The sequence below is a fragment of the Streptomyces sp. CB03234 genome, from assembly GCF_001905885.1.
In the GTDB taxonomy this organism is placed as follows: domain Bacteria; phylum Actinomycetota; class Actinomycetes; order Streptomycetales; family Streptomycetaceae; genus Streptomyces.
The window spans coordinates 187,460-212,856 of the sequence record NZ_LIYH01000005.1 but is presented as its reverse complement, the minus strand read 5'-3'; the positions used below and the strand labels follow the sequence as shown (position 1 = coordinate 212,856).

19 protein-coding genes are annotated in these 25,397 nt (G+C 69.0%); 6 read left to right on the top strand and 13 right to left on the bottom strand.

Annotated elements, in window-relative coordinates:
* The first annotated feature begins 19 nt into the window (after positions 1-19).
* From AMK26_RS22255 to AMK26_RS22245, 3 genes are all read left to right on the top strand, one after another.
* On the top strand, positions 20-1,096 hold the full coding sequence (locus AMK26_RS22255; protein ID WP_073757047.1) for a ParA family protein: 1,077 nt from the start codon (positions 20-22) through the stop codon (positions 1,094-1,096).
* Complete coding sequence (locus tag AMK26_RS22250) at positions 1,093-2,196, top strand: ParB/RepB/Spo0J family partition protein (RefSeq protein WP_073756489.1); 1,104 nt, start codon at positions 1,093-1,095, stop codon at positions 2,194-2,196. Before AMK26_RS22255 ends, AMK26_RS22250 begins: the two co-directional genes overlap by 4 nt.
* Positions 2,197-2,577: 381 nt before the next feature.
* The gene (locus AMK26_RS22245; protein ID WP_073756488.1) at positions 2,578-3,195 is read left to right on the top strand and encodes a GNAT family N-acetyltransferase; all 618 of its coding nucleotides are present in this window, start codon (positions 2,578-2,580) and stop codon (positions 3,193-3,195) included.
* Between the two features lie 78 nt (positions 3,196-3,273).
* On the opposite strand, the gene trxA is transcribed toward AMK26_RS22245, so the two are convergent.
* From trxA to AMK26_RS22210, 7 genes are all read right to left on the bottom strand, one after another.
* A complete protein-coding gene (gene trxA / locus AMK26_RS22240; protein WP_073756487.1) occupies positions 3,274-3,621 on the bottom strand; it encodes a thioredoxin in 348 nt (115 codons plus the stop codon).
* A gap of 42 nt (positions 3,622-3,663) precedes the next feature.
* On the bottom strand, positions 3,664-4,638 hold the full coding sequence (trxB, locus tag AMK26_RS22235) for a thioredoxin-disulfide reductase (RefSeq protein ID WP_073756486.1): 975 nt from the start codon (positions 4,636-4,638) through the stop codon (positions 3,664-3,666).
* A 126-nt stretch (positions 4,639-4,764) separates the two neighbouring features.
* Positions 4,765-5,676 carry a hypothetical protein gene (locus AMK26_RS22230; protein WP_073756485.1) on the bottom strand — a complete coding sequence of 304 codons (912 nt, stop codon included), beginning with the start codon at positions 5,674-5,676 and terminating at the stop codon, positions 4,765-4,767.
* Entirely contained in the window at positions 5,673-6,377 is a 705-nt protein-coding gene (sigM, locus tag AMK26_RS22225) for an RNA polymerase sigma factor SigM (RefSeq protein ID WP_073756484.1), read from the bottom strand. Before sigM ends, AMK26_RS22230 begins: the two co-directional genes overlap by 4 nt.
* A 24-nt stretch (positions 6,378-6,401) precedes the next feature.
* Positions 6,402-8,099 carry a protein kinase family protein gene (locus AMK26_RS22220; protein ID WP_073756483.1) on the bottom strand — a complete coding sequence of 566 codons (1,698 nt, stop codon included), beginning with the start codon at positions 8,097-8,099 and terminating at the stop codon, positions 6,402-6,404.
* 117 nt (positions 8,100-8,216) lie between these two features.
* Entirely contained in the window at positions 8,217-10,391 is a 2,175-nt protein-coding gene (gene murJ, locus AMK26_RS22215; protein ID WP_073756482.1) for a murein biosynthesis integral membrane protein MurJ, read from the bottom strand.
* Between the two features lie 46 nt (positions 10,392-10,437).
* Positions 10,438-12,774, bottom strand: coding sequence for a DUF6049 family protein (locus AMK26_RS22210; RefSeq protein ID WP_073756481.1), 2,337 nt, complete (start codon positions 12,772-12,774; stop codon positions 10,438-10,440).
* Between the two features lie 205 nt (positions 12,775-12,979).
* On the opposite strand from AMK26_RS22210, the gene AMK26_RS22205 reads away from it, so the two are divergent.
* Positions 12,980-14,422: a CCA tRNA nucleotidyltransferase gene (locus AMK26_RS22205; RefSeq protein WP_073756480.1), complete on the top strand. Its 1,443-nt coding sequence runs from the start codon at positions 12,980-12,982 to the stop codon at positions 14,420-14,422.
* A gap of 97 nt (positions 14,423-14,519) precedes the next feature.
* On the opposite strand, the gene AMK26_RS35775 is transcribed toward AMK26_RS22205, so the two are convergent.
* The 4 genes from AMK26_RS35775 to AMK26_RS22185 form a co-directional block, all read right to left on the bottom strand.
* The gene (locus tag AMK26_RS35775) at positions 14,520-14,837 is read right to left on the bottom strand and encodes an LppU/SCO3897 family protein (RefSeq protein WP_079277747.1); all 318 of its coding nucleotides are present in this window, start codon (positions 14,835-14,837) and stop codon (positions 14,520-14,522) included.
* A gap of 284 nt (positions 14,838-15,121) precedes the next feature.
* Positions 15,122-16,390 (bottom strand): MFS transporter, encoded by a 1,269-nt coding sequence (locus tag AMK26_RS22195; RefSeq protein WP_073756478.1) that lies wholly within the window; start codon positions 16,388-16,390, stop codon positions 15,122-15,124.
* 73 nt (positions 16,391-16,463) lie between these two features.
* Positions 16,464-17,546, bottom strand: a complete 1,083-nt coding sequence (locus AMK26_RS22190; protein ID WP_073756477.1) for an inositol-3-phosphate synthase — start codon at positions 17,544-17,546, stop codon at positions 16,464-16,466.
* Between the two features lie 49 nt (positions 17,547-17,595).
* Positions 17,596-18,312, bottom strand: coding sequence for a PadR family transcriptional regulator (locus AMK26_RS22185; protein WP_073756476.1), 717 nt, complete (start codon positions 18,310-18,312; stop codon positions 17,596-17,598).
* Between the two features lie 360 nt (positions 18,313-18,672).
* On the opposite strand from AMK26_RS22185, the gene AMK26_RS22180 reads away from it, so the two are divergent.
* Positions 18,673-21,438: a transglycosylase domain-containing protein gene (locus AMK26_RS22180; RefSeq protein ID WP_073756475.1), complete on the top strand. Its 2,766-nt coding sequence runs from the start codon at positions 18,673-18,675 to the stop codon at positions 21,436-21,438.
* A gap of 161 nt (positions 21,439-21,599) precedes the next feature.
* Positions 21,600-23,087: a glycosyltransferase family 87 protein gene (locus AMK26_RS22175; RefSeq protein ID WP_073756474.1), complete on the top strand. Its 1,488-nt coding sequence runs from the start codon at positions 21,600-21,602 to the stop codon at positions 23,085-23,087.
* 9 nt (positions 23,088-23,096) lie between these two features.
* On the opposite strand, the gene AMK26_RS22170 is transcribed toward AMK26_RS22175, so the two are convergent.
* Together AMK26_RS22170 and AMK26_RS22165 are read right to left on the bottom strand one after the other, a co-directional pair.
* Complete coding sequence (locus AMK26_RS22170; protein WP_073756473.1) at positions 23,097-24,128, bottom strand: alanine racemase; 1,032 nt, start codon at positions 24,126-24,128, stop codon at positions 23,097-23,099.
* A 64-nt stretch (positions 24,129-24,192) separates the two neighbouring features.
* Positions 24,193-25,311, bottom strand: a complete 1,119-nt coding sequence (locus AMK26_RS22165; protein WP_073756472.1) for a lipid II:glycine glycyltransferase FemX — start codon at positions 25,309-25,311, stop codon at positions 24,193-24,195.
* Between the last annotated feature and the right edge of the window lie 86 nt (positions 25,312-25,397).

Here is a 25,397-nt window from a genome sequence, read left to right as displayed (position 1 = left end):
GGTTCACGACCCCGAAAGCATGGCAGGCTCTGTTCATCGCGAGCCTGAAGCCGAGGAGAGTGAATCCTTGCGGTCCAACGCCAACATCGCGGGACCGATGACCGATCCGGTCCCCGGTCCCCGTACCGAATCGGCGGAGGAGGATGTTTCACGTGAAACACCGCCTCCGATGGACGACACCCCCATTGGTCGAGCTGCCCAGCTGGCGGTGGAGGCTCTGGGCCGTGCCGGCGAGGGCCTTCCCCGGCCTGAACAGACCCGCATCATGGTGGTCGCCAACCAGAAGGGCGGGGTGGGAAAGACGACCACGACGGTCAACCTTGCTGCTTCGCTCGCGCTGCACGGTGCCCGCGTTCTGGTGGTCGACCTCGACCCGCAGGGCAACGCCTCCACGGCACTCGGCATTGACCACCACGCCGAGGTTCCTTCGATCTATGACGTTCTGATCGACAGCAAGCCGCTCTCCGATGTGGTCCAGCCCGTCCCGGACGTCGAGGGTCTTTTCTGCGCCCCTGCCACCATCGATCTCGCCGGTGCGGAGATCGAGCTGGTGTCGCTGGTGGCGCGGGAGAGCCGGCTGCAGCGGGCGATCCAGGCGTACGAGCAGCCGCTGGACTACATCCTCATCGACTGCCCGCCGTCGCTCGGTCTCCTCACGGTCAATGCCCTGGTGGCCGGCGCCGAGGTGCTCATTCCCATCCAGTGCGAGTACTACGCGTTGGAGGGGCTTGGCCAGCTGCTGAAGAACGTCGACCTGGTGCGGGGTCACCTGAACCCGGCGCTGCATGTGTCGACGATCCTGCTCACCATGTACGACGGCCGGACCAGGCTCGCATCGCAGGTGGCCGAGGAGGTGCGCAGTCACTTCGGAGACGAGGTGCTGCGCACCAGCATTCCGCGGTCCGTCCGTATCTCGGAGGCACCGAGCTACGGGCAGACGGTTCTCACGTACGACCCCGGTTCCAGCGGCGCGCTGTCGTACTTCGAAGCGGCCCGCGAGATCGCCTTGCGGGGAGTCGGTATTCACTATGACGCCCAGCATGCCCATCAGGGCAACCAGAACAATCAGCACAGCATGTCGGAGGGGATCCAGTGAGTGAGCGACGTAGGGGGCTGGGGCGCGGGCTCGCTGCGCTGATTCCCCCCGCATCCCAAGAGCGGCCGGCGATGTCCATCGGGGCGGGTTCCACTTCCCCCGAAGCGATTCCGTCGCTGACGGGGGAGCGAGGGGTGGCAGCTGCGAAGGTGGCAACGCTGCCGCACAGCTCGGAGCCCGTGGACACCGGTCTTCCGGTCGCGGAGCCGGAGGTGGTCGACAAGGCGGAGACGCCGGCCGTCGCCCACTTCGCGGAGCTGCCGCTGGATGCCATTACGCCCAACCCGCGCCAGCCGCGTGAGGTGTTCGACGAGGACGCCCTGGCCGAGCTGGTGACCTCCATCAAGGAGGTCGGTCTGCTCCAGCCCGTGGTCGTGCGGCAGCTCGGTCCCGAGCGCTACGAGCTCATCATGGGCGAGCGTCGCTGGCGGGCCTGCCGTGAAGCGGGTCTGGAGCGGATTCCGGCGATCGTCCGGGAGACCGACGACGAGAAGCTCCTGCTGGACGCCCTGCTCGAGAACCTCCACCGGGCGCAGTTGAACCCGGTGGAAGAGGCCATGGCCTATGACCAGTTGCTGAGGGACTTCAACTGCACTCACGAGCAGCTGGCCGATCGCATCGGACGCTCGCGTCCGCAGGTCTCCAACACACTGCGCCTGTTGCGCCTGTCACCGACTGTCCAGCGCCGGGTTGCCGCAGGGGTGCTGTCGGCGGGGCACGCCCGGGCCCTGCTTTCGGTCGAGGATCCCGAGGCGCAGGAGAGGCTGGCGTACCGGATCGTGGCCGAGGGGCTCTCGGTCCGGGCGGTGGAGGAGATCGTGACGCTGATGGGCTCCGAGCCCACCAGCACGCCGAAGGCGAAGGGACCGCGAGCCGGCTCCCGTGTCTCACCGGCCCTCTCCGAGCTCGCTTCCCGGCTGTCCGACCGCTTTGAGACGCGGGTGAAGGTCGACCTGGGGCAGCGGAAGGGCAAGATCGTCGTCGAGTTCGCCTCCATGGAGGATCTGGAGCGCATCCTGGGCACCCTTGCCCCGGACGCGGGTCGAGTCCTGGAAAAGGGGCTGGCTCAGGAGCGCTCTCAGGACAGCGACGAGGACTGAGGCAAGGGCTGAGGCAGGGACTGAGGCAGAGCCAAGCACTGAGGCGAGGCGGCAGCGTCCTTCCGTGCTCATCGGTGCAGGGTTCTGCGGGACGGCTTTGGGGCGGATCGGGTCCGGTGTTCACCGGAACACGGTCCGCCCTTTGGCCTCTTCCCGTATGCGTGTCATCACCCGATCGATACGATGCGTTCTGGTATGCGCATCCGCCTGATCCACCGTGGAGGGAGAGCCAGGCATGCGAGAGGTGAGCCGCAGCCAACTGGTGACAGCAGGACTGGGACTCGGTGCGGTCGGCGGGTTCATCGGCAGCCTGCTCCGGGAACGGAGCGCGCTGTCCGCCGCTCGTGGAGCGGCAGGCGAAGGAAGTGAGGAACAGCCTTCATGGGGCGTCGGCTCGTACCGCTCACGTTGGACAACCTTCCGGATCTCCCCAAACGGTGCCGCGCGTGCGTCTTCTGGGAGCTTGATCCGGTCAGCGGAGAAGCCGCGGTAAAGGCGGGCACTCCGGAGCTGGAGAAGGAAGCCTGGATCTCCGCCGTGCTCCTGGACTGGGGCTCCTGCGGCCGTGTGGTCTATGTGGACGAGGTACCGGTCGGGTTCGTTCTCTACGCCCCGCCCGCCTATGTGCCGCGCTCGACCGCCTTCCCTACCAGCCCGGTGTCCCCCGATGCCGTCCAGCTGATGACGGCCTGGATCACGCCCGGCTACCAGGGGCAAGGGCTGGGGCGGGTGATGGTGCAGACCGTGGCGAAGGATCTGCTGCGCCGTGGGTTCAAGGCCATCGAGGCGTTCGGTGACGCCCGCTGGAAGGAGCCGGCCTGTGTGCTGCCGGCCGACCATCTGCTGGCGGTCGGCTTCAAGACCGTGCGCCCGCATCCCTCGTATCCGAGGCTGCGGCTGGAACTGCGGACGACGCTTTCCTGGAAAGAGGACGTCGAGCTGGCGCTCGACCGCCTGCTCGGGGCGGTACAGAAGGAGCCGGTGCTGCGGCCCCTGTGATTGCCAGTCCTGGAAAATGCCGAACGGCCCACCCCGCGTCGGGGTGGGCCGTTTCCTGTTTCACGTGAAACAGCGGCGTCAGGACTTGCTGACCGGGTCACCCAGGAAGGGCTCCAGGTCGCGCTCGATGGCGGCCTTCGGCTTGGCACCCACGATGGTCTTCACGACCTCGCCGCCCTGGTAGACGTTGAGCGTCGGGATGGACATGACGCCGTACTTGGCGGCCGTGCCGGGGTTCTCGTCGATGTTGAGCTTGACGACCGTGATGTGGTCACCATGCTCCTCGGCGATGGCCTTCAGCGACGGCGCGATCTGGCGGCACGGGCCGCACCAGGCGGCCCAGAAGTCCACCAGTACGGGCTTGTCGCTGTTGAGGACGTCCTCCTCGAAGGAGTCGTCGGTCACGTTCTTCAGGTCGCCGGCCACGGCGGCCTCCTTCACTTCGCGGGGTGTGGGTGGGGATGCTGGTCAGACCGCGGCGGTCTTCTCCGGCTCGGCGGCCTTCTCGCCATCGGCAAGAGCCGCCAGGAAGCGCTCGGCGTCGAGCGCGGCGGAGCAGCCCGTACCGGCGGCCGTGATCGCCTGGCGGTAGGTGTGGTCCACGACGTCACCAGCGCCGAAGACACCGGTCAGGTTGGTGCGCGTCGACGGCGCGTCCACCTTGAGGTAGCCCTCGTCGTCGAGCTCCAGCTGGCCCTTGAACAGCTCCGTGCGGGGGTCGTGGCCCACGGCGATGAACAGGCCGGTCACCGGCAGCTCGGAGGTCTCGCCGGTCTTGGTGTTGCGCAGCGTCAGACCGGTGAGCTTCTGCTCGCCGTGGATCGTCGCGACCTCGCTGTCCCAAGCGAACTTGATCTTCGGGTCGGCGAAGGCACGCTCCTGCATGGCCTTGGAGGCACGCAGGGTGTCCCGGCGGTGGATGATGGTGACGGACTTGGCGAACCGGGAGAGGAAGGTCGCCTCCTCCATGGCGGTGTCGCCGCCGCCCACCACGGCGATGTCCTGGTCCTTGAAGAAGAACCCGTCGCAGGTGGCGCACCAGGAGACGCCGCGGCCCGACAGCGCGTCCTCGTTCGGCAGGCCCAGCTTGCGGTGCTGGGAGCCGGTCGTCACGATCACGGCCTTGGCGCGGTGCACGGTGCCGACCGTGTCGGTCACCGTCTTGATGTCGCCCGTCAGGTCGACCGAGACGACATCATCCGGCACGAGCTCGGCGCCGAAGCGCTCCGCCTGGGCCCGCATGTTGTCCATCAGGTCCGGGCCCATGATCCCGTCACGGAAGCCGGGGAAGTTCTCGACCTCGGTCGTGTTCATGAGCGCACCACCGGCGGTGACGGCACCTTCGAAGACCAGCGGCTTCAGCGAGGCTCGCGCCGTATACAGCGCGGCCGTGTAGCCGGCGGGCCCGGAACCGATGATGATCACGTTACGGACGTCGCTCACGGGTTTCTTCCTCGTCTCTGCAGACTGCCTACTGCCTACGGGGGCCGGGTCAAGGACTCTCACCCCACCCAACGGATCCTACGGGGCGTGCATTCCCGGGGGCGCAGAGCGGCACGGAGGCATACGTCAGGACCGAGGGTAGGCGCGTGTCAGCAGGACGTCCGCCTTGCTGCTCTTCTGCGTGGTGATGCAGGACGCATCGAGGACGTACGCCTGGACCCGAGACGAGTCCGTGGCGTGCGGCAGGACCACCAGATAGGCGGGCCTGCCGTCGTACGTGCCCGGCTCCGCTGCCAGGGCCTGGTCGCTGCGGCCGGTCCCCTTCTGAATACAGGACGGGACCGTTACCCCCTCGTCGGCGGACATCGTCGACGGGTTCCCGACGGACGGGGGCTGCTGCTTCTCGCTGCGGGGAGCCTTGGGGGGCTTTTCGGCGGCCAGGAGCGCTTCCACCCGGTCCTCGACGGCTGAGCCGGAGAACGTCGTGTTGTCGGGCGCACTGACGGCGGTGTCGACCGTCTTCGACCCGGACGGGTCGTCCCCGGAAGGCTGGACGGCCTGGAAGAGGAGGACGCTGACCCCCATCGCGGCGGCGCCGAAGACCGCACCGAGCACTGCGGTGCGGCGGCGACGCCGTGCGGGACGCCCACGGCCGGGGCCGGTGGCCGCGCGCGGACGGCCGACGGGGCGACCGGCAGGGCGGTCGGCAGAGACGGGCTCGGGGGTGGCAGTGGCGGGCGATGTTTCACGTGAAACATGGTCCGTCGCCTCTGCGGGGGCGGTGGCATCCAGCAGTGCTTCGGCCGCCAGGGCGGCGTCGATGCGCTCGGCGATGTCGGCCGGCATCCGGGCGGGGCCCGGGAGGGTACCCAGGAGGCCGCGGATCTCCTCCAGGGAGGACCGAACATCGGCGCACAGCTCGCAGCTGACCAGATGCGCCCGTACGTCCGCCGTACGGGAGGGCGGGAGGAGCCCTTCGGTGAGGTCGGAGATCTCCGAGACGTCCGGGTGCTGAGTCGTGTCGGTCGTGGATGTCACGCGCGCCCACCTCCGCCCTTCACAGCAGCAGGATCATTCGGTCCTGCATCCCTTGGTCCCGACGCCGGTGGGACGGATGTCCCTGGCGTCCGGTTCCTTCCCCGGTCGGGGCTGCCGTTATCCACGGTGTCACTGCGCAGATGAGTGAGCAGGGGAAGCAGCCGGGCCCTGCCTCGCGCGCAGCGGCTCTTGACGGTCCCCGTCGGCACGTCCAGGACGCGTGCGGCCTCGGCGACGGGATAGCCCTGCATGTCCACGAGCACCAGAGCGGCACGCTGGTCGGCGGGGAGCTTTTCCAGGGCGGCCAGCAGTTCGCGGTGCAGGTCCTGCCGCTCGGCGGGGGCCTCGGCGGACTCATGCGGCTCCAGGAGCTGTTCCAGCCGTTCCGTGTCGTCGACGGGGGACGTCTTGCGTGAAGCCGCCTTGCGGGCCCGGTCGAGACAGGCGTTCACGGTGATGCGGTGCAGCCAGGTCGTGACGGCTGACTGGCCACGGAAGGTATGGGCGGCCCGGAAGGCGGACACGAGAGCGTCCTGGACGGCGTCGGCGGCCTCCTCACGGTCCCCCAACGTGCGCAGGGCGACGGCCCAGAGCCGGTCACGATGGCGGCGTACGAGCTCACCGAAGGCGTCCGGATCTCCGGCGACATGGCGCGCCAGGAGATCCTGGTCGGTTGCGCCGCCCGGTTCGGCATCGTCCAACGGTGAGCCCCCTCCCCTGGTTCGTCAGGTGGTGATCTTGATGTCGGAGATCTTGCCGCGGAAGTTCCCTTCGGCACTCGCCGGCAGCTTCGTCAGCCAGACCAGTACGTACCGCGACGTCACCGGCTTGGCGGGCTTCAGCGTGACCTTGGAACCGGAACCGGAGGCGACCACGGTGTAACTGTCGACGTCACTCGGCTGGTCGGTCCTCTCAGCGGCGGCTGTCCTCAGCTCGACCGAGGTCTCACCCTTGAAGGTGAGCTCCACCGTACCGACGGGCTGGGCCTTGCCGAGGTCCAGCACCATGCCGACGCCCGGCTTCAGGCCACCCAGATCCGCCCTGTAGTAGCCGTCCGTCTGCCAGAACGATCCCGAGTCACCGTCGTATGCGTTCTCTATGTCCCGCGGCTTCTCCGAACCGTCACCCAGCGGGTCGAAGTCGTGGGCGTCGGTGATCGAGATCGGCTTGCCGGACTCGACGGGCTTCTTGTCCTCAGTGGGACCCTTCTGCGGTGCGACAGGGGTCTCCCGCTCGGCACCGTGGCCCAGCAGCTTGTCGGCGATCTGCCAGCTGCCCAGGCCCAGGGCGGCGATGAGGAGTGCCGAGACGGCCCACTTGAGGGCCTTGCCCGTGCGGCTCTGCAGTGGAGGCGGCGGGAGCGGTGAGGCCACGGTGGCCGCCGAACCGGGGCGTGCCTGGGGGCGGCCGTAGTTCCCCTGCTGGTACGTCGTGCGCTGGTACTCGGGCGGGGTCGGGAAGTCGGGCTCCGGCGGGCGGATGCGGGGCATGGCCGCGACGGCCTTGGCGAGCTCGTCGGGCGTGGTGCAGGGCGGCTCCTGGCGGGACGCGGTCGCGCCGTCGTTGACCAGGGCCCGCATCGCGATCTCGGACAGCCCGCGGTGTACACCCGCCCGCACCTGGTCCGGCGGGATCAGCCCGACGCCCTTGGGCAGCCCCGACAGGCCGTAGGCGTCGTTCTCGTACGGCCACCGCTTGGTCAGCGCCGCGTACAGCAGAGCGCCGATCGCCTCGGTGTCGGTGCGCTGAGGGCGGTCGGCGCTGATGCCGCGGAGCGCCGCGTTCACGGCGAGTCCGCGGATCCGGTACTGGCCGGTGGAACTGCGCAGGACGGCGCTCGGGGTGAGCCGCAGGTGGGCGAGGCCCTCGCGGTGGGCGGCGGCCATGGCCTGGGAGACCTGGCTGACGAGCTGGTAGGCGTCGTGCGCCTCGAGCGGGCCGGCCGCCAGCAGCGCGGTGAGCTCGGTGGCGTCCGGCAGCCACTCGTGGACGACGTAGACGAGGTCGTTCTCCTCGACGGCGTCCAGGACCTGGACGAACCGGGGGTCGCCGAGGAGCGCCGAGGAACGTGCCGCGGCCAGGACCGATCGGGCTCTCGGGTGGTCGGCGGGGAGGATATGGACGCCGACGGCGCGGCGCAGTTTCTCGTCGACGGCACGCCAACTGCTGAAACCGTCCAGACGGGTGACGCACTCCTCGAGCCGGTAGCGTCTGGCGAGCTTGTGGCCACTGTGGAGCTCGGGCGCCGTGATGACGGACTGCTCGCTGTCCCGCCGTTCGCCGTCGCCGTCCCGGGCGGACTGCTCCGCCGTGTCCTGCGCTTCCGCCACCCCGTCGCTCGCGGCCTTGTCCGCCTTGGCGGTCAGCGGGTCGTCTCCGCTGTTGTCGGCCACGTCGACGGCAGCCGTGCTACGTTCCGCCACCGTCGTTCCTGCCTCCCCATCCGTTGCGCCACATCCAACAGCCATGCCAATTGTGCCCACAGTCCGGCGCTATGCACGACACGCGGCCGCTGACGATGGTTGTGCTCGCCCGTGCCGTCAGCGTCCCAGACGGCCGCGGACCATGCCGACCATGGCGTTGAGCTCTTCGATCCGCATCTTCCGCGCCGCGACGTAGAACACGCCCATCAGCACGATCCCACCGCCCGTCAGTGCCACGAGCGATCCCAGCGCGCCGTCGCCGAGGGCTCGGAGGATGCCGAAGCCCGCGGCGCCGCCGATGACCGCCGCCGGGACGGACGCCATGCAGAGCCGGGCGTAGGTGCGGACGACGTGCGCGCCGTCCAGGTCGCCGCCCAGCCGGTTGCGCAGCCGCCGCCAGGCGACACCGACGCCGACGGCGTACGCGAGGCCGTAGGAGGCCGCCATACCGACGACGGCCCACCGAGCGGGCAGGAGGACGTAGCAGGCCGCCGAGGCCGCCGCGTTGACGCCGGCCACGATCACCGTGTTGTAGAAGGGCGTTCGGGTGTCCTCGTAGGCGTAGAAGCCGCGCAGGACGACGTACTGCACCGAGTAGGGGATCAGGCCGAGTCCGAACGCCATCAGGATGAAGCCCATGCTGCGGGCGGCCTCGGTTCCGCTGGACGCGTACAGCAGGGTGCACATCGGGACGCCGAGGGCCAGGAACATGAAGGACACGGGGACGATCGCGACGGCGGAGTTGCGCAGGCCCTGCGAGATGTCGTCGCGGACGGCACCCGGGTCGTTGTCGTGGGCGGCGCGCGAGATGCGCGGCAGCAGCGCGGCCATGACTGAGACGGTGATGATGGCCTGCGGCATGCCCCAGATGAGCTGGGCGTTGGAGTACGCGAGGAAACCCGCGCCGTCCTGGCCGGAGGCCTTGCCGGCCGCCGTGGCGAGCTGGGTGACGACCACGACACCGGCCTGGTTGGCGAGGACGAACAGGACGGTCCACTTGGCGAGTTTGACCGTCTTGCCGAGCCCGTGGCCCTTCCAGTCGAAGCGGGGGCGGAAGCGGAAGCCGGCCTCGCGCAGGTACGGCACCATCGCCAGGGCCTGGACGACCAGGCCCAGCAGCGTGCCGATGCCGAGCAGGCGGATGCCCTCGTCCGGAATGGTCGTGACGCCCATCTGGGACTCGGCGGACGAGCCGTAGACCCAGATGAACATGGAGAAGGTGAAGATCACGACGATGTTGTTGAGGACCGGGGTCCACATCATCGCGCCGAACCGGCCCCGGGCGTTGAGGATCTGACCCATCACCACGTGCACGCCCATGAAGAAGATCGTGGGCAGGCAGAAGCGTGCGAAGGTGACGGCCACGCTGTTCGCGGCCGCGTCGCTGGCGATCGTGTCCGACATCGCGCGGATCAGCAGCGGGGCGCCGAAGACGGCGATGGTGACGATCACGCCCAGCGCGACCATCACGAGCGTCAGCAACCGGTTGGCGTATGCCTCGCCGCCGTCCTCGTCGTCCTTCATGGAGCGGACGAGCTGTGGGACGAAGACCGAGTTGAGGCCGCCGCCGACGGTCAGGATGTAGATCATCGTGGGCAGGGTGGCCGCGACGGTGTACGTGTCACCGAGCAGGGCGGCGCCCAGGGCACCGGTGATCACCAGGCTGCGTACGAAGCCGGTGAGGCGGGAGACCAGCGTGCCGGCCGCCATCACGGCGCTCGACTTCAGCACGCCGGATGCGCGGCCGCCGGACTTCTTCGGCGCGGGCGCGGGCGCCGGCGCCGGTTCGGGCTCCTGCGGGACGGGCGGCTGCCCGTGGGCCTGCTGGTCGCGGTAGAGGTGCGCGAACGCGTCCGGCTCGGGCTGCTCCTCCCCGGCGCGCGTGACGAGGTCGTCCACGCCGGTGAACTGAACGGTCCTGGCGTCGTCGCCGTAGGGAAGGTGACGGGACGGGCCGTCGGGCTCGGGCGGCGGGGTCTGGGCCCAGATCCGCGGGTCCGGGGCGTACTGCGGCGCGGCGGGCTGCTGGTAGAGCGGCGGTGGCTCCTCGTAGGTGCCGGGCGGGGGCGGCGGGTGCGCGGCTCTGTCGTAGAGCGCCTCGCCGACCGGGTCCTGGGCGGAGAGGTCCTGGCTGCCGTACGGATCCTGCTCGTAGGCGTGCTGGACGTAGGGATCCGGGGCCGGCGGCGGGGCCGGGGGCGGGACATGGCCCGCCGCGGGGGGCATGTCGCCGGAAGGCGCGCTGCCGCCGCCCGCGCCTTGACCGCGGTCACCGTCATACGGCGCGTTCATGGTTTACCCCACCTCATCGTCCCCGGCCGACCGGCCACGACATCGCTCAACGGTCCACTTTCTCACCCTGGCCCGACGGGTCGGTGCTTTGCGCTCCGGTGTCCGGTGTCGGGTCACTCGGCTGCTCGGGATCCGCGCCCCGCGCGGCCCCACCGGAGGTCTCGGGCTCCGTCCGCGCCCCGGTCCCGGACTGCGCCTCCGCGTCGGCCTCGCGTGCCGCGGTGCGCTTGCGGTGCGTGTACATCCTGATACCGGCGAGAGCGAGCAGCAGGAACCCGCCGGCGATCACCAGCATCACCGTCGGCGTGATCTCGGAGACCTTGACCGTGAAGTTCATCGGCTTGCCGTACGGCTTGCCGTCCTCCGTGTACAGCTGGGCCGTCATCGGGACCGGGCCGTTGGCGTTTGCAGAGGCCGTGAACTTCACCGACTGGCTGTGGCCACCGGCGATCTTCACCGGAAGTTCGGCCACGGCGTTGCCGCCGTTCAGCTTCAGGCGGGTCGGCTTGGTCGATGTCAGGCGCAGCACCAGGTGCTCGACGTCCTGCAGGAGCTGGTTCTGCACGGTGACGGGAATGGTGGCGCTGCGGCCCGACAGGGTCAGGTCCGACTTCTCGATCAGCTGTACCTCGGTGGTGAGGTCGAGCAGATGCTGCTGGACGCTCGCCCGGTACGCCTTGGCGGGCGCGCCACGGCCGCGCCAGGACGTCGACATGTCCCGGTTGATCGCGTTGCCGAAGGGCGTCACCACCCGGGACGCCATCGTCAGGATGACCTTGAAGTTGTCCAGGGTGTCCTGGGTGGTCTTCATGTCCTGGAAGGCCTGGACGGTCAGCTCCTGCTTGCGCAGCTGGGCCGGGTACTTCCTGGCGGCCGGCACCTTCGTCGTGGCTCGGTCGTCCGGTTTGGCCGCGGCCGCCTCGATCAGGTCGCTGGGCTGCGTCCAGCGCTGCGCGGACAGGGCGCGCACCGCGGTCGCCATCGCGTGGGCCTGCGCGGTGGTCGGCATCCGCTGCGGTGCGATGACGATGCTGCGGAGCTTGCCCGGCTGCTGCTGGGTCACGGCCAGCGTGTGGGCCAGGAACTGCTGGACGGCCAGGGTGGAGTCGCCCGCCCCGGTCATGTCGCCCTGGAAGGCCGTGGACAGTGACGCGTCGGCGACGACGGCGGTGGTTCCGCCGCCGATGGGCCGGGCGGCGGTGGGCGTGTAGGGCAGCTCGTCGCGGACGCTGTCGCTGCGGGCGATCACCTTGTCGGCGCCGGCCGAGGTGGCGACGTCGACGATCGAGGGGTCGACCGCTCCGTCGACCGGCCAGGCGAAGTCCACGGACGGCTTCACATGGAGGATGGTCTCGACGGTGGACTCGGCGACCTCCGTGGCCGACTGCAGATGGCTCAACGAGCCGGACACGTCCTTGCCCCGGTGGGCGAGGGAGGCCAGGTCGGGGTCCGCGTACGGCAGCGCGATCACCTTGCTGCCCTGCACCGCCTTGTCGAGGGCGTTCAGCCACTGCTTGGCGACGGCCTGGTTCTTGCCAGGGACCCGTTCGTTCCCATCCTTCACCTGGTAGTTCCCGGTCATCGCGTCGACGGTGGCGAGCAGGTCCGGGTCGACGACCCAGGTGACGGGCAGCTCGGCACCGAGGGAGACGAGCCGCTCCAGCCGTCCGCCCGGGGCCAGCTCGGCGGCCAGGTCGTCGTCCTCGAACACCGGCGTCTGCTGATCGTCCGAGCCGGTCTCCGCGGAGAGGTGTGTCGAGGAGATCAACGGCCAGAGATAGGTGACAGGGGTCTTCTTCTCCGTGGCCTCCGGCTGCCAGGGCAGGAAGGTCCGCTCGATGCCCAGCACCTGGGCGTACGGGGCGCTCCCGGTCCGGCCCGAGAGGGAGACGCCGAGCTGGTAGACACCGTCCTCGTCGAGCCCCAGCTTCTCGACCGGCACGGCGATGCTGAAGTCCTTGCTGAGGCCGGCCGCCAGCTTCGGGATCTTGATGCTGTACGGGCCGCCCAGCGCCGCGCCGTCATTGGCCGGTGCGAAGCCGGCGCGCTTGGCCACCGCGTCGATCTCGCCCCGGCTGGACATGCGCGACCCCACACGCAGGTCCACCTGCGCCCCGTTGACCGTCTCCTTGCCCTCATTGGTCACCGTGCCGCTGATCGTGAGGGTGTCCCCCTCGACCGGCGTGGAGGGCGTGAACGTGTCCAGGGACACATCGACGGTGCGGGATTCAGCGGCCTTCTCCGCGGCGGAGGCGGGGGGCGCCGAGGGGACGTACAGCAGGCCCGCCAGTAGCGGCACACTGACGATGGCGGAGGCCGTACGCCGTAGCCACCGCCGGGCAGGAGAGCGACTCGTGCTCTGGAAGTCTGCCGCCTCGGCCACGCGCTCGCCCGTCCTCGTCGTCTGTTGCCGTTGGTGGTTCGTCGGTTCCTGCGTCCACGCATGGTAACGAGGTGCGCGGTGGCTAAGTGCCGCGGACTGCTCCACATGATCGGAGAAGCGTGGTGGGGAAGAACCTGAGAGCTGGGTGCCGGGCCGCCGAAAACCGGGACGCTGCCCCGGGCCCGGGCACGTACCCTTTTCTGTTGTGCCGAACGCCAACGAAGACAACCCGACTGCACTGAGCCAGGTGCAACGCCGCGCGGTCAGTGAACTACTGCGCGTGTCCCCCGTAGCCGACGATCTTGCCCGCCGCTTCCAGGAGGCCGGGTTCAGCCTTGCCCTGGTCGGTGGCTCGGTACGGGACGCACTGCTTGGTCGGCTCGGCAATGACCTGGACTTCACTACCGATGCCCGCCCCGAGGACGTTCTGAAGATCGTCCGGCCATGGGCCGACGCGGTGTGGGAGGTCGGGATCGCCTTCGGCACGGTGGGCGCGCACAAGGGCGGCTACCAGATCGAAATCACGACGTACCGCTCCGAGGCGTACGACAGGACCTCACGCAAGCCGGAGGTGTCCTACGGCGACTCCATCGAGGAGGACCTGGTCCGTCGTGACTTCACGGTCAACGCGATGGCCGTCGCGCTGCCGGAGAAGGAGTTCATCGATCCGCACGGCGGCCTGGAGGACCTGGCGCAGCGTGTCCTGCGGACGCCGGGGACGCCCGAGGACTCCTTCTCCGACGATCCGCTGCGCATGATGCGCGCCGCGCGGTTCGCCGCCCAGCTCGACTTCGAGGTCGCTCCCGACGTCGTGGACGCGATGAAGGGGATGGCCGAGCGGATCGAGATCGTCTCCGCTGAGCGCGTACGGGATGAATTCAACAAGCTGGTCCTCTCCGCGCACCCGCGCAAGGGTCTGGGCCTGCTGGTCGACACCGGTCTCGCCCAGCGTGTGCTGCCCGAGCTGCCCGCACTGCGGCTGGAGAGCGACGAGCACCACCGGCACAAGGACGTCTACGAGCACTCGCTCATCGTGCTCGAGCAGGCCATCGACCTCGAAGAGGACGGCCCGGACCTGGTCCTGCGGCTGGCGGCGCTGCTGCATGACATCGGCAAGCCGCGCACCCGGCGCTTCGAGCCGGACGGCCGGGTCTCCTTCCACCATCACGAGGTGGTCGGCGCGAAGATGACCAAGAAGCGCATGACCGCGCTGAAGTACTCCAACGACATGGTCAAGGACGTCTCGCGTCTGGTGGAGCTGCACCTGCGCTTCCATGGGTACGGCACCGGCGAGTGGACCGACTCCGCCGTACGCCGCTATGTGCGCGACGCCGGTCCGCTGCTGAGCCGCCTGCACAAGCTGACCCGCTCGGACTGCACCACCCGCAACAAGCGCAAGGCGGCCGCTCTCTCCCGCGCCTACGACGGGCTGGAGGACCGCATCGCGAAGCTCCAGGAACAGGAGGAGCTGGACGCCATCCGCCCCGACCTGGACGGCAACCAGATCCAGGAGATCCTGGGGATCCGCCCCGGGCCCGCCGTCGGCAAGGCGTACAAGTTCCTGTTGGAGCTGCGCTTGGAGAACGGACCGATGGAGTACGACGATGCCGTCGCCGCGCTCAAGGAGTGGTGGGCGACTCAGAGCTGAGCGGGAACCGGGTCATGTTTCACGTGAAACATGACGGCGGGGGCGCACACGACGAAGGGCGATGTTTCACGTGAAACATCGCCCTTCGTCATGCGTGCTACTTCTTGATCTCGTCTATGCAGAGCACGAACTGCTTGCCCGAGCTGCGTCGGCCGCTGGTCCGCTCCTGATAGCCGATGTCGGACTTGCCCTTGCAGAGCTCGGTGTCCACGGTGTCGGGGATCACCTCGACGACCTTGAACGCGGCGTCGGTCCCACCGCACTCCACCACCTGGAGGTCGGGTGACACCATCGTCCCGTTGTTCTTCATGCAATCGCCGGCTTCCGCCTGGTCGGCGTCGTCCCGGCTCATGAAGTAACCGACCGCGATGACGATGACGCCGATCACGATGACGATGCCCTTGAGGATCTTCATGATGCCTATGCCGCCATGCCGGGACGGAGGCGGAGGCGGCGGCGGAGGTGCGGCCGACCACTGCTGAGGCGGTGGCGGCTGCATCTGCTGCTGCGGTGCGCCATAAGGCGCCTGCTGCTGCGGATGGCCGTGGCCGGGCTGCTGCTGTTGCGGGTATCCGTAGCCGGGCTGAGGCGGCTGCTGGCCGTAGGGCCCTGGCTGGCCGTAGGGCCCGGAGCCCGGTTGTGGCGGATACGTCATAGGTGTCCCCCGTGGCGTGTGATCGTCAGATTGACGCGTGCACGCTATAGCAAAGATCCGGTGCGCCTCCAACGCAGCAGCATGGCGGCGACGCCCGCGTAGAGGGCGGCGACCAGAACGACCAGGGGGACGGACCGGCCGTCGGACGGCAGCATCAGCGCGGAAATGCCGGCCGCGCCGACGAAGCCCACGTTGTAGAGCACGTCGTAGAGCGAGAAGACCCGTCCCCGGTACGCGTCGTCGACGGCGAGCTGCACCACTGTGTCCGTCGCGATCTTGGTGCCCTGGGTGACGAGCCCGAGCACGAAGGCGGCGATCAGTATGGGTACGGGGGCGAAGGGCAGCCCGAGCGCTGGTGCCAGCACGGCGGCTGTCCCGGCGCACACCACCATCCAGCCGCCCTGCCCCAGCCGCTCGACCGCCCACGGTGAGAGCACCGCGGCGGCGAAGAACCCGGCCCCCGAGATGCCGACGGCCAGGCCCAGCAACGCGAGCCCCTCCGACTGGGTCGACGTCCACGCGTACCGGCAGAGCATCAGCACCATCACGGTCAGCGCGCCGTAGCAGAAGCGCATCACCGTCATCGCGGCGAGCGCCCGGGCCGCCACCCGCCGCTGGGCCAGATGGCGCAGCCCGTCGACCAGCCCATGGGCCGTCGAGGCCAGTGCCGCCCCCAGCCGGGGCTGCACCACGTCCGGGTCGGGGCCGAGCAGGCCGCGGCCCATGCGCAGCGAGGCGAGGGCCGAGCACAGGTAGAGGCCGGCGCCCAGCAGCACCACCGCCGCGTCGGAATCGGCGACCACCAGCCGTACGACGAAGGCGAGCCCGCCGCCCGCGGTGGCGGCGAGCGTGCCGGCGGTGGGCGACAGCGAGTTGGCCATCACGAGCCGGTCGGCGTCCACCACCCGGGGCAGTGATGCGGAGAGCCCGGCGAGGACGAACCGATTGACGGCCGTGACGGAGAGCGCCGAGACATAGAAGAGCCAGTCCGGCACGGAGGCGAGGATCAGGAACGCCGTGCCGCCGGCGAGCAGCGCGCGCAGCAGGTTCCCGTACAGGAAGACCTGGCGGCGCTGCCAGCGGTCCAGCAGGACGCCGGCGAACGGGCCGACGAACGAGTACGGCAGCAGCAGGACCGCCATGGCGGAGGCGATCGCGGCGGGCGAGGCCTGCTTCTCGGGGGAGAAGACGACGTACGTGGCGAGGGCGACCTGATAGACCCCGTCGGCGCACTGGGAGAGCAGTCGTACGGCCAGCAGGCGGCGGAAGTTCGTCAGGCGCAGGAGTACGCGCAGATCACGTACGACAGGCATGGCAGCAAGGGTCACATACGGCGAAGGCCCCCGGGCAGATGCCACGGGGACCTTCGTCGAGTGGGGTGGAGCCTTAGCGCTCGACCTCGCCCTTGATGAACTTCTCGACGTTCTCGTAGGCCTCGTCGTCGAAGTACTGGACCGGCGGGGACTTCATGAAGTACGAGGACGCGGAGAGGATCGGGCCGCCGATGCCCCGGTCCTTGGCGATCTTCGCGGCGCGCAGGGCGTCGATGATGACACCGGCCGAGTTGGGCGAGTCCCAGACCTCGAGCTTGTACTCCAGGTTCAGCGGGACGTCACCGAAGGCTCGGCCCTCGAGGCGGACGTAGGCCCACTTGCGGTCGTCCAGCCAGGCGACGTAGTCCGACGGACCGATGTGGACGTTCTTGTCACCCATGTCGCGGTCGGGGATCTGCGAGGTGACGGCCTGCGTCTTCGAGATCTTCTTGGACTCCAGGCGGTCACGCTCGAGCATGTTCTTGAAGTCCATGTTGCCGCCGACGTTCAGCTGCATGGTGCGCTCGAGACGGACACCGCGGTCTTCGAACAGCTTCGCCATCACGCGGTGCGTGATGGTGGCGCCGACCTGCGACTTGATGTCGTCACCGACGATCGGCACGCCGGCCTCGGTGAACTTGTCCGCCCACTCCTTGGTGCCGGCGATGAAGACCGGGAGAGCGTTGACGAAGGCGACCTTGGCGTCGATGGCGCACTGGGCGTAGAACTTCGCCGCGTCCTCGGAGCCGACCGGCAGGTAGCAGACGAGGACGTCGACCTGCTTGTCCTTGAGGACCTGGACGACGTCGACCGGGGCCTCGGAGGACTCCTCGATGGTCTGGCGGTAGTACTTGCCCAGACCGTCCAGGGTGTGGCCGCGCTGGACGGTCACACCCGTCGACGGCACGTCGCAGATCTTGATCGTGTTGTTCTCACTGGCACCGATCGCGTCCGCGAGGTCCAGCCCGACCTTCTTCGCGTCGACGTCGAAGGCCGCGACGAACTCCACGTCCCCGACGTGGTAGTCGCCGAACTGGACGTGCATCAGACCCGGCACCTTGGCCGCCGGGTCGGCGTCCTTGTAGTACTCGACGCCCTGCACCAGCGAGGCGGCGCAGTTGCCCACGCCGACGATGGCTACGCGAACCGAACCCATTCCGGTTGCTCCCTGTGTTGATCTTCGAAGCCCTGCAGGTCGCAGGGCCTCACTTGGCGGTGTCGTCGGACGGATCCGGCCGGGTACTGCCCCCGTGCCGGGGCAGGCCGCCCGTCTCTCCAGATGTGTCGTCCTGCTGAGCGCCGGCGGGGCCCTCGGGGGCCTGGCCGGCCTCCGGGGTCTCGGAGCCGGATCGTCGCTGATCCCGCCCCGCCCGCTCGCTCTCGATGAGCTCGTTCAGCCAGCGCACTTCGCGCTCCACGGACTCCATGCCGTGCCGCTGCAGCTCAAGCGTGTAGTCGTCCAGGCGCTCGCGCGTCCGCGCCAGGGAGGCTCGCATCTTCTCCAGACGCTCCTCCAGGCGGCTGCGCCGGCCTTCCAGCACCCGCATACGTACCTCGCGCTCCGTCTGCCCGAAGAAGGCGAAACGGGCGGCGAAGTGCTCGTCCTCCCAGGAATCCGGACCGGTGTGGGACAGGAGCTCCTCGAAGTGCTCCTTACCTTCGGCCGTCAGCCGGTAGACGATCTTGGCCCGGCGCCCGGCGAGCGAGGCGGCGAGAGCGTCCTCGGGAGCGCTGCCCGGTTCCTCGATCAACCAGCCGTTTGCGACCAGTGTCTTGAGGCAGGGGTAGAGGGTCCCGTAGCTGAAGGCCCGGAAGATCCCCAACGAGGTGTTGAGCCGTTTGCGCAGCTCGTAACCGTGCATCGGGGCTTCGCGGAGCAGGCCGAGGACGGCGAACTCGAGGATGCCTGAGCGCCTGCTCATCCGTCGCCTCCTCCGCCTCGCCGACTCTTATGCCGTGCTGATGTATCGACTCGATACATCCTGACGATAGAACGGCCTGGAAGCCTCGACAAGCGCGGCTAGGGTGAGCGGCGTCACATAGTCAATTAGCAGTAAACGACTTGCCTGATTTGGGATGAACTTCGGTCCTCAGGGGTTTTTGAGCGTGCGTAGTCTGTGCGGCATGCACACCAGTGGGAACCAAGCGACGCCAGTCGACGTCCTCGATCTGAGTGCATGGCGGATGAGCCCGAGCCAGGGCTGGTCCGTATCGATTTCGGGGGGACCGGAACTCAGCTGCCGCTTCCAGGCGTACTCGCCTGCCCGAGGAGTAGTCGTTCGATGAGCGAGCACCGTCGCAAACCGCCGCAGCCGCAGGGTGGCGGACGTGCCGCGGCCAGACGAGCCGCCCAGCAGCCCTCAGGCCGCAGGGCGGCTCAGGCGCGAGGAACCAGTGCAGGATCTCCTTCCGAGCCCTACGGCGCCGGTGGCGAGGAGCGGGTGTACGGAAGCCGTGCCGAGGCGCGCCGGGCGGCGCAGCGAGGCGGCCGCCGCCGCGGTGCCGAGGGCGCCGGCGGGGCCGGCGGACACGGTGGCGGCCGACGGGGTGGCGGCGGCCACAACGGTGGCCCGGGCGGCCGGGGTGGCAACCCGGGCAAGAAGCGGTTGATCGACTACCCGCGCCACAACAAGTACGGGTGGCGGCGCTGGGTGCCGTCCTGGAAGCTCGTCACCGGCCTGTCCCTGGGGTTCGCGGCCTCGGTCCTGGGCGCTTCGGCGGTCGTGTACTCCATGGTGGAGGTGCCGGACCCGGTCAAGATCGCGACGGCGCAGAACAACGTCTACTACTGGTCGGACGGCTCCCAGATGGCCGCCACCGGCGGTGAGATCAACCGTCAGATCCTCGCGTACGACAAGATCCCGCAGGACATGAAGGACGCGGTGATCTCGGCCGAGAACAAGTCGTTCGAGAAGGACCTGGGCGTCGACCCGATGGGCATCGCCCGTGCAATGGTCAACATGGCCATGGGCGAGCAGACCCAGGGTGGTTCCACCATCACCCAGCAGTACGTGAAGAACGCCATGCTCAACGACCAGAGCCAGACCGTGAGCCGCAAGCTCAAGGAACTGTTCATCTCCCTGAAGGCCGGTGTGGAGGAGGACAAGAAAGAGGTCATGGCCGGCTACCTGAACACCTCGTACTACGGGCGCGGTGCGTACGGTATCCAGGCTGCGGCGCGCACGTACTACGAGAAGGACGCCGGCGCCCTGAACGCCAGCGAGTGCGCTTTCCTCGCCACGCTCCTCAAGGGCGCCACCTACTACGACCCGGCGGGCTCCCCCGACATCGACCCCAAGGCCACGGCGGCTGCCAACACGGAGGCCGCCACCCTGCGGTGGAAGTGGATCCTCGACGAGATGGTCAAGGACGGGCGCCTCGGCCAAGCGGAGCGGGCGAAGTACACCGAGTTCCCGATGCCCGTGCAGCCGAAGAAGGAAGCACGCCTCGGCGGCCAGGTCGGCTACCTGGTGGACCTCGCCAAGGCGTACTTCATCAACAACAACGACCTGGGCATCACGTCGAAGGACCTCGCCCTGGGCGGCTACGAGATCCACACGACCTTCGACAAGAACAAGGTCAAGGCGCTTGCGGAGGCGGTCCAGAAGGTCGAGGCCGAACACATCGACCCCAAGAAGCGCCCGGACACGGACACCCACGTCCAGTTCGGCGGTGCCTCGGTCGACCCGAAGAGCGGCGCGATCGTCGCCATCTACGGCGGCTCCGACGCGACCAAGCACTTCACCAACAACGCCGACCAGACCGGTGCCCAGGTCGGCTCGACGTTCAAGCCCTTCGTGCTGGCCGCGGCGATGGAGTACGGCGTACGGGACCCCAGCGGCGAGGCCGTGCAGGGGCCCGATCAGCGCCGGACGGTCGACCCCGACAAGACGTACTACAACGGCAAGAACAAGCTCCAGATCAAGAACTACAACGGCACCGTCTGGCACAACGAGGACGGCGAAGAGTGGCTCCAGGTCAACGACGGTGACAAGAGCTACGGGGACATCAACCTCCGTGAGGCGATGATCCATTCGGCGAACTCGCCCTTCGTGCAGCTGGGCATGGACGTCGGCATCGAAGAGGTCAGGCAGACCGCGATCGCGGCGGGTCTGCGCAAGGAGAGCCTGGTCGGTGCGAACGTGCCGTCCTTCTCGATCGGCATCTCCGACCCCAGTGCCATCCGCATGGCCGGTGCCTACGCCACCTTCGCGGCCAATGGCAAGCAGCGCGACCCGTTCTCGGTGACGAAGGTCGAGAAAGAGGGCGACGTCGTCTACAAGCACGAGGTGAAGACCAAGCAGGCCTTCTCGACCGCCATCGCCAGCAACATCACCGACGTGCTGCGGGACGTCGTCGAGGACCCCGAGGGCACCGGTAACAACGCGGCCATCCCGGGTCGCCAGGTCGCCGGCAAGACCGGTACCACCGACGGCAACAAGTCCGCCTGGTTCGTCGGCTACACGCCGCAGCTGGCCACCGCCATCGACATGTACCGGATGGACGACAACGCGGCGAACAAGAACCGCAAGTTCCTGAAGATGTTCGGCACCGGTGGCCAGGAGAAGATCCACGGTTCGTCGTTCCCGTCGGAGATCTGGCAGAAGTACATGTCGACCGCGCTCAAGGGCGCGGAGGTCCTCCCGTTCCCCGAGCCGGAGGCGCTGGAGGCCGACACCGTGTACGGCGGTGGCGCCAAGAGCCCGGAGCCCACGCCTTCGGACACGCCTACGCCGACGCCGTCCCAGACGCCGTCCCAGAGCCCGTCGCCGAGCCCGTCGCAGTCGCAGAGCACGGAGCCGGCGGAGCCCTCGTGCGGTCCCTTCGACTGGGACTGCAACAACGAGAACGGCGGCCAGGACGGTGGCCAGAATGGTGGCCAGGTCGGCGGGACCGATACCGGCGGGGCGGATACGGGCGGTACGGACGACGGCGGCACCACCACCGGCGGCGTCAGTCCCAGTCCGTCGGCGCCCACCGGCGGCGGTACCAACGGCAACGGGAACGGCGGCGGCACAGGGGGCTGGTTCGGCGGGACGGAGGGCTAGCGCCCGGCGTTCCCACCGCCGCCGAGAGCCGCGGTCCGAGGGCCGCCGCATCCGGTACGTACATCGCGTGCGTACGCCGGATGCGGCGGCCCTCGGCGTTGTCCACAGGGCGTTGTCCACAGGCCGCAGCGGCCCATGGCCCCGTACGGCAGGATGTCCCCATGCCGAGCCCACACAAGACGACGCGCGCCCACCAGGACCCGCCCGTCGTGCCCCCGACCAGGCGGGACGAGGTCGCAGCCGCAGGCAGCGAGCTGATCGGTGGCCCCGCCGGCCGCTGGGCACGGCTGGGTGGCAGCGCGCTCACGCCCGTCCGGGTGATCGCCCTCGTCGCGATCGGGATGTTCGCGCTCGGCATGGTGCAGAAGCTGCCCTGCTACAACTGGGCGTGGTTCCGCGGCACCAGCTCGCAGTACACCCACGCCTGCTACTCCGACATCCCGCACCTGTTCATCGGACGGGGCTTCGCCGACGGGCTGATCCCGTACTTCGACCGCCTCGGCGGCGACATGGAGTACCTCGAATACCCGGTCCTGACCGGGCTCTTCATGCAGGTCGCGTCCTGGCTGACGCTCCCCTTCGACGGCGACCTGCAGTACCGCGAGCAGATGTACTGGATGGTCAACGCGGGCATGCTGATGGTCTGCGTGGCCGTCCTCGCCGTCTGCGTCGCCCGCACGCACCGCAGCCGCCCCTGGGACGCCCTGCCGGCCGCCCTGGCGCCCGCCTTCGCGCTCACGGCCACCATCAACTGGGACCTGCTCGCGGTCGCGCTGACCGCCGCCGCCATGCTGATGTGGTCCCGGGGCCGGGCGCTGGCCTTCGGAGTCCTGCTGGGCCTGGCCACTGCCGCCAAGTTCTACCCGGCCCTGCTGCTCGGGCCGCTGCTGTTGCTGTGCTGGCGGGCCTGGCGGTGGCGGGAGTTCGGGGTCGCCGTGCTGGGCACGGCCGCCTCATGGCTCGCGGTCAACGTGCCGGTGATGCTGCTGGCACCCGAGGGCTGGAAGAAGTTCTACTCCTTCAGTGAGGAACGGGGCATCGACTTCGGGTCCTTCTGGCTGATCATCACCCAGCGCACCGGCGTGACCATCACACCTGACGCCGTCAACACGTACGCGAGCGTGCTGATGGGGCTGGCGTGCCTGGGGATCGCCGCCCTGGCGCTCACCGCGCCGCGCCGTCCGCGCTTCGCGCAGCTGGCCTTCCTGGTGATCGCCGCGTTCATCCTCACCAACAAGGTCTACTCACCGCAGTACGTGCTGTGGCTGATCCCGCTCGCCGCCCTGGCCCGCCCGCGCTGGCGGGACTTCCTGATCTGGCAGGCCTGCGAGGTCATGTACTTCCTCGGGATCTGGATGTACCTGGCGTACACGACGAGCGGCAACAAGCAGGGGCTGCCGACGGAGGGCTACCAGTTCGCGATCGCCCTGCACCTGGCCGGGACGCTCTTCCTGTGCGCCATGGTCGTGCGGGACATCCTGCTGCCCGAGCGGGACGGCGTACGGCGCGACGGGGCGGACGACCCGTCCGGTGGCGTCCTGGACCGCGCCGAGGACGTCTTCGTCCTCGGACAGACCGCACACCCGCCGCAGCACGCCGCACACGCGGTCCAGGGACCGCGTGTGGAGTGGGGCGTCGTACGGGAGTGACCGCCGTTTCTAGCGCTCGACCAGGCGGTCGAACTGGGTCGTGGTGTGCCGGAGGTGGGCGACCAGCTCGTCGCCGACCTTCGGCTCCTGGGCGTCCGACGGGACGAACAGGATCGACACCTGCATGTGCGGCGGCTCGGCGAACCAGCGCTGCTTGCCCGCCCACACGAACGGCGAAAGGTTGCGGTTGACCGTCGCCAGGCCGGCGCGGGCCACGCCCTTGGCGCGCGGCATCACGCCGTGCATCGCCTTCGGGGCCTCCAGGCCCACCCCGTGCGAGGTACCGCCGGCCACGACGACGAGCCAGCCGTCGGACGCCGCCTTCTGCTGGCGGTAGCCGAAACGGTCCCCCTTGGCGACGCGCGTGACGTCCAGGACCGCGCCCCGGTACTCCGTCGCCTCATGGTCGCCCAGCCACAGCCGCGTACCGATGCGGGCCCGGAACCGGGTCTGCGGGAACTGCTGCTGGAGCCGCGCCTGCTCCTGGGCCTTCAGGTGGCTGACGAACATGGTGTGCAGCGGCAGCCGGGCCGCGCGCAGCCGGTCCATCCAGCCGATGACCTCCTCGACGGCGTCGGTGCCGTCCGTGCGGTCCAGCGGCAGGTGCAGCGCGAAGCCCTCCAGGCGGACGTCCTCGATGGCCGCGTGCAGCAGGCCCAGCTCGTGCTCGCCGATGCCGTGCCGCTTCATCGAGCTCATGCACTCGATGACGACCCGGGCGCCGACGAGGGCGTGGACGCCGTCCACGGACGACACCGAGCGGATCACCCGGTCCGGCAGCGGAACCGGCTCCTCGCCCCGCCGGAACGGCGTCAGGACCAGCAGGTCACCGCTGAACCAGTCCTTGATGCGGGCCGCCTCGTACGTCGTACCGACCGCCAGCATGTCGGCCCCGAAGCGGGACGCCTCGTCGGAGAGCCGCTCGTGACCGAAGCCGTATCCGTTGCCCTTGCACACCGGGACCAGGCCCGGGAACTGGTCGATCACGGACTTCTGGTGCGCCCGCCAGCGAGCGGTGTCGACGTAGAGGGAGAGCGCCATGGCCGGCCCGGAACCTTTCTGATGGCTGCGGTGTATCAAAGGTGTGTACGAGACTACGGAAGCGTCAGCGGCGCGACATGTAGATGTCCAGCGCCTTGTGCAGCAGCTTGTTGAGCGGGAAGTCCCACTCGCCGATGTACTCGACGGCCTCGCCGCCCGTGCCGACCTTGAACTGGATCAGGCCGAAGAGGTGGTCCGTCTCGTCCAGCGAGTCGGAGATGCCACGGAGGTCGTAGACGGTCGCGCCCATGGCGTAGGCGTCGCGCAGCATCCGCCACTGCATCGCGTTCGAGGGCCGGACCTCACGGCCGATGTTGTCCGAGGCGCCGTAGGAGTACCAGACGTGGCCGCCGACCACGAGCATGGTGGCCGCCGACAGGTTCACGCCGTTGTGGCGCGCGAAGTACAGCCGCATGCGGTTGGGGTCCTCGTTGTTGAGGACGGTCCACATGCGCTGGAAGTACGACAGGGGGCGGGGCCGGAACCGGTCGCGCACGGCCGTGATCTCGTACAGCCGCTGCCACTCGGCGAGGTCCTCGTAGCCGCCCTGGACGACCTCGACGCCTGCCTTCTCGGCCTTCTTGATGTTGCGCCGCCACAGCTGGTTGAAGCCCTTGAGGACATCGTCGAGCGAACGGTTCGCCAGCGGTACCTGGAAGACATAGCGGGGCTGTACGTCACCGAAGCCGGCGCCGCCGTCCTCGCCCTGCTGCCAGCCCATCTTGCGCAGCCGGTCGGACACCTCGAAGGCGCGCGGCTCGATGTGCGAGGCCTCGACGTCACGCAGGCGCTTGACGTCCGGGTCCTGGATGCCGGACTTGATCGCGGCCGCGTCCCAGCGGCGGATGACGACCGGCGGGCCCATCTTCACGGAGAAGGCACCCTGGTGCTTCAGGTGCGCCAGCATCGGCTCCAGCCAGTCGTCCAGGTTCGGCGCGTACCAGTTGATCACCGGGCCCTCGGGGAGATACGCGAGGTACCGCTTGATCTTCGGGAGCTGGCGGTAGAGCACCAGGCCGGCGCCGACCAACTGGCCGTCCTTGTCGAACCAGCCCAGGTTCTCCGAGCGCCACTCGGTCTTCACATCAGCCCATGCGGGGACCTGGCAGTGACTCGCCGCAGGCAGGCTCTGGATGTACGCCAGATGCTGCTCTCGGCTGATGGTCCTCAGGGTCAGGCTCATGCGGGGCGCTCCTCGGCAGGTGTGTCCCCATGGGTACAGGGGCTCCGGCTCTCGCGCCGAAGCCTACTGGCACCGGGGAGCGCCCC